Origin of the sequence: Haladaptatus sp., assembly GCF_049589095.1 — an archaeon.
Lineage (GTDB): Archaea > Halobacteriota > Halobacteria > Halobacteriales > Haladaptataceae > Haladaptatus.
In genome coordinates, this window is record NZ_JBAWAC010000143.1 from 1 (window position 1) to 4700 (window position 4700).

Below are 4700 nucleotides of genomic sequence, written 5' to 3' on the forward strand. Positions count from 1 at the left end.
GCGCCATGTACACGAAGACGGCGAGATAGCCGTAGTCGGAGACGAACGAGAGAACGGTGTGAGTCACCCAGTCAAACATTCGATCGGATCTAACGTGAGAACGGCTATCAACTTACTGGTAGCGCCAGGGACCCGACGAGTCCGAATCGACGTGCTGTCCCTCCGCGGTTACATTCGCACTCGTGATTAGACTAGCTGAAGACAGTAACGGGAGACAAACGTGAGCGCAGAAACGGAATATAGAACCGAAACAGAATGCGGGCAGTGGATCAAGAATGGACAGCGAGCAGATATTTTCGATGAAAATAACCCTACATTGTATCCCATATTCGTTGTTATATCATGGAATACCTCTTATACACGTTGATTAGATGATGGTCGTATCGAACCACCGTATGGCAGAGACATACTCGCGACGGAAGGCGCTCAGTATCCTCGGTTTGACAGCACTCTCGACGGCAGGAGTTTCGGTTGCCAAGGAAGGCAACGACGGAAACGGTCAACACCAGCAGGGGAACGAAAAGGATGGAAAGGAAAAGGAGCCTCGCAGCCACTTCGACCAACCGGCACTAACTCGGTTCGCGACCGTTCCGCTCGGTGCTGAAGTCACGGGGCTTCGGATGGCACCCGACGGGCAACTCTTCATGAACGTCCAGCACCCGAACGAGGACAATCCGACACCGTACGACGCGAGTGTCGTCGGTGCCGTCGTCGGCATCGACGGAAGTGGACTTCCGACGGACGTTCCGAACCTTCCGGCCGCGTCGACGGACGTCGAGAAGCAAACGACTCGAACCGCAATCGGTCAGCATCAGGTGCTCGCAACTGGGGCACAGAAACTCGGGAACGGTGACCTGCTCGGTGTGCCGAACGATGCCGATGGGAACCCGATGACGGACGAAGCCGAGTCGGACATGAACGCGTTCGTCCCGGCCGGCGAAAACGAGGGATATCTCTTCACGAACTGGGAGGCCCAACCCGGCATGATTTCGCGGATGTTCCTCAGCCGCGACGAGGGCAACACGGAGTGGACTGTCGAGGACGGAAGTATCGAAAACCTCGATGTGCGGGGAATGGAAGGGACGTGGAACAACTGCAACGGGTCGCTCAGTCCGTGGAACACACCGCTGTCCAGTGAGGAGTACGAACCGGACGCGAAAGCGTGGTTCGAGAGCGACGAGAAAACCTACGGCAACGCCGAAAAGACGTTCGAGAGCTACCTCGGCTACTTCGGGAACGCCTACCGCTACGGATTCATCGTGGAGGTAGAGGACCCGACCGGCGATGCGACGCCGACGAAGCGCTTCGCGCTCGGCCGGGCATCCCACGAGGTCGGCGAAGTGCTCGGCGACGAGCGCACCGTCTACCTCACCGACGATTACGAGGGTGGCGTCCTCTACAAGTTCGTCGCCGACGAGGCGGGCGACTTGAGTGCTGGTACGCTCTACGCTGCGAAACTCGAACAGGATGCAACGGATGACGTGACGAAGGCCGGGTTCGACGTGGAATGGGTCGAACTGGCACACGGCGAGGAAGACGAGATCGAGTCGTGGATCAGCGAATACGACGATCAGGACCCGACCGCGGACGGATACGAGGCGAAGTACATCACCGACCACGAGATTCGAGAGTGGGCAAATGGAAACGCCGAAGACGACCGCGTTGCCTTCCTCGAAACGCGAAAAGCCGCCGCCGCGCTCGGCGCAACCAACGAGTGGCAGAAACTCGAAGGCATCAGCGCACCGAGTGACGCCAAGCCGGGAGACAGTATCAACATCGCCTGCTCGAACGTCCACGCGACGATGAGCGACGTGGACGGCGACGTGATGCTCGAAGAGGACACCTACGGCGCGGTCTACAGCGCCCGACTGACTGGAAGCTACGATATCAAACGCATCGAACCGTCGCTGGTCGGCGGCCCCGAAGCGAACGTCGTCGCCCCCGGTGACGACGGCAAAGACGCGAACGGGATGCTCCTGAACACGCTCGCCAACCCGGACAACATCGTCACCTTGGACGACGGCCGCGTTCTCGTCGGCGAGGACGGCGATCACGAGAACAACGTTCTCTGGTTGTTCACACCCGGACAGCGAAGCTGGAAAGGAAACGACGGCCACGGCAACGAGGACGGAAATCACGGCCACGGGAAGGACGACGACAATTCGAAGGTCGAAGGCGACGGAAAGGACGACGGTTGCTAAGTCGGCGACTTCGAGGTTCGATTTTTTCCGAGAGCGGCAAATGACTCGTTCACTCGTCTGCCCTCGGTTATAATCCATACGCGTCAGGCTCTATCTCTTGTACGGCCGGGACACGGCGGAGGAGCGGATGAGTAGCCCAGAAGATCGCCATCGAAAACAATCCGACGGTTACCCCGAGCATCAGTAAGTCGAGTCCGACAATCGTTGCGAGCGCCCCGCCGAGCAGTGAACCGACCGGCTTTGCGACACCGGTGACGCTGTACACGACGGCAGTCACACGTCCGAGGAGGTGGTCGGGAACGAGCGACTGGATCATTGCGATGAGTATCGTGTCCATGACACCGATCGGAACGAACGCGAGACAGACGAGGACCGTCGATAACGGTATCCACTGAACCCGAACCGCGGCGAGCCATGCAACACCGCCCAAGCAGTAGCCGACCGCACCGAGCAGATGTATCGGTAGCCGTTTGAGTTTCGGCGCCGCGAGAGCCCTGACCAACCGTCCAGCGGAGAGGCCGGCGAGGAACATCCCGTACGTCCCTGCCCCGCCGTGTGCTGCCCCGAAAGCGGGAAGTACTGCAATCGTCGCGTAGGCCGCGACACCGGACAGGACGAAGGTGACGAGAATCGGGACGAGAACTGTGGCCCGAATATACCGAATTCCCTCACGCAGTTTCTCGGCGTAATCACCGACTGCCGATGACGATGGCTCGCTGTTCGATCGCTCTGCGGTAGGAACGCGAATATCGGCAAAGACGAGGGCAGCGATGGCAAACGTGGCGGAGTCGATGAGATACAGCGAAACCGCACCGACGAGTGCGATGAGTACGCCACCGACGGCGTTGAAAAGGAAATCCACTCCGCCGTAGGCAAAGGAGAACGCCGAATTCGCATCGACTAACTCGTTCGTTTCGACGATTCGAGGGAGTGCAGCGCTCTCCGCTGGATAGACGATTTCGTTGACCAGCCCGGCAACCGGAATGACGAGAAGCACCGTGGGGACCACAAACCGATCCGTGACGACCGCCAGCGGTACGGCCAGAACGAGAACACATTGAACGAGTTGGGTTCCCAACAGCGTTCGCCGAAGGCTCCATCGGTCGACGAGCGGTCCGGTGAGGACCTGAAACGTCTGCGGAAGGAGGACCAACGCACCCGCGAGACCTGTGTAGAACGTCGAGTCGCTGAGAGAGTAGACGAGCCACATCGCCGCGATGTAGTAGAGACTGTCGCCCGCGTTCGTGATGATTCGACCGAAAAACAGCCGTCGGAACGTCGGGTTTCGGAAGAGCTCTCGCATCAATCGAACCACTCGCAGGGCAGCCATAAATGTAATCCAAGCGATATTTCTGTTGGCGGAGGAACAGAATAGTCGTTCTGTTCAGCAGCCGTCAGAACAGGAGACGCCGAACGTCTCGTCGACGTGGACGGTCAGCGACGACGTATCGACTCGAAAAGTCACGTCCACCCGGAGCGGAGTTCGGTTAACGATGGTCACCCTCTCGGGGGAAAGCTCCGAAAATCTCCAGACGGGTCGCTCTCGGACGACGATAGCGTGTTCGTAGTAGAAATTGGCGACGGTCGGATTTGCGAGCAAAAGCGCGTGATCGAGCGCAAGTCCGGCATCGGCACCGCATCGTTGACACTCGAACGAAACCACCGGTTCGCCACGGGAATGGCTGGTATCTTCGGATTCGGTCGCTGACGTCGAGGCCGTATTCGGCGGATCAGACAGTCGCACCGTCGGTTGCATTCGACCGTTACAGTACGGACAGAAGCCATTGATAGCGTGTCGTGATATCGTTCGGATATACCGGTCCACGACCGCTGGAATCGCGTCGTGGTCGTACCCTGAAAAGACGGACGGTGGTGCTGGGACGTTCCATCCGGATGGACACGAGGAACAGGAGTCACAACCGATGCGGATGGTTTCGCTTTCGTATTCGATTCGCAATCGGTCTCCGCTCGTTTCGCATCGGTCGTTCAATTCGACCGGGTCGAGCGTACCCCGTGCCGTGTATATTCCGGACGCAATCGCACCGCAAACGTGTTTGCCCGCTTGGGTGAGCCGATACGTACCCTCCTCTTCCTCCTTCGTGACGAACCGACCCACGAGCTTCCCGAGATGATAGTTGAACCCGCTCGATTCCCGTTCCTCGGCGGCGGTTCGCAGTTCTGAAAACGTCATTCCGGAATCGTCGCCCTCCCAAAGCGTCTGTAAAATCGTGAGGCGAGTTCCGTCGGTTCGTACGCTACTCCCATCGATACCCACCACGGTTCGAGTGAGTCCAGAGACATATCTGAATACGCATAGTTCGGTATTTCCGTGCGGCACGGATGAGTCTTCCACCTACATGTAGGAATTGTTCGACAATGACAAGTCTGATCGACCATCACAGTAACCATGCCACGAGTTCAGATCGAAATTCCCGACGCACCAACGAACTGGCAGGTAGCGCTCTCGTCGTCCCATCCCGAGGACGAGTTTCGAATTTT

3 protein-coding genes are annotated in these 4700 nt (G+C 58.4%); 1 reads left to right on the forward strand and 2 read right to left on the reverse strand.

Annotated elements, in window-relative coordinates:
* Positions 1 to 395 precede the first annotated feature (395 nt).
* Positions 396 to 2201, forward strand: coding sequence for an alkaline phosphatase PhoX (locus tag WBV42_RS04945; RefSeq protein WP_423985040.1), 1806 nt, complete (start codon positions 396 to 398; stop codon positions 2199 to 2201).
* 67 nt (positions 2202 to 2268) lie between these two features.
* On the opposite strand, the gene WBV42_RS04950 is transcribed toward WBV42_RS04945, so the two are convergent.
* On the reverse strand, positions 2269 to 3504 hold the full coding sequence (locus WBV42_RS04950; RefSeq protein WP_423985041.1) for an MFS transporter: 1236 nt from the start codon (positions 3502 to 3504) through the stop codon (positions 2269 to 2271).
* 81 nt (positions 3505 to 3585) lie between these two features.
* Positions 3586 to 4554 (reverse strand): DUF7351 domain-containing protein, encoded by a 969-nt coding sequence (locus WBV42_RS04955; protein WP_423985042.1) that lies wholly within the window; start codon positions 4552 to 4554, stop codon positions 3586 to 3588.
* Positions 4555 to 4700: the final 146 nt, after the last annotated feature.

Bases quoted from the DNA above. Each gene is read 5' to 3' on its own strand.
- WBV42_RS04945 (WP_423985040.1), top strand. From the start codon at position 396: ATGGCAGAGACATACTCGCGACGGAAGGCGCTCAGTATCCTCGGTTTG.
- WBV42_RS04950 (WP_423985041.1), bottom strand. From the start codon at position 3,504: ATGCGAGAGCTCTTCCGAAACCCGACGTTCCGACGGCTGTTTTTCGGT.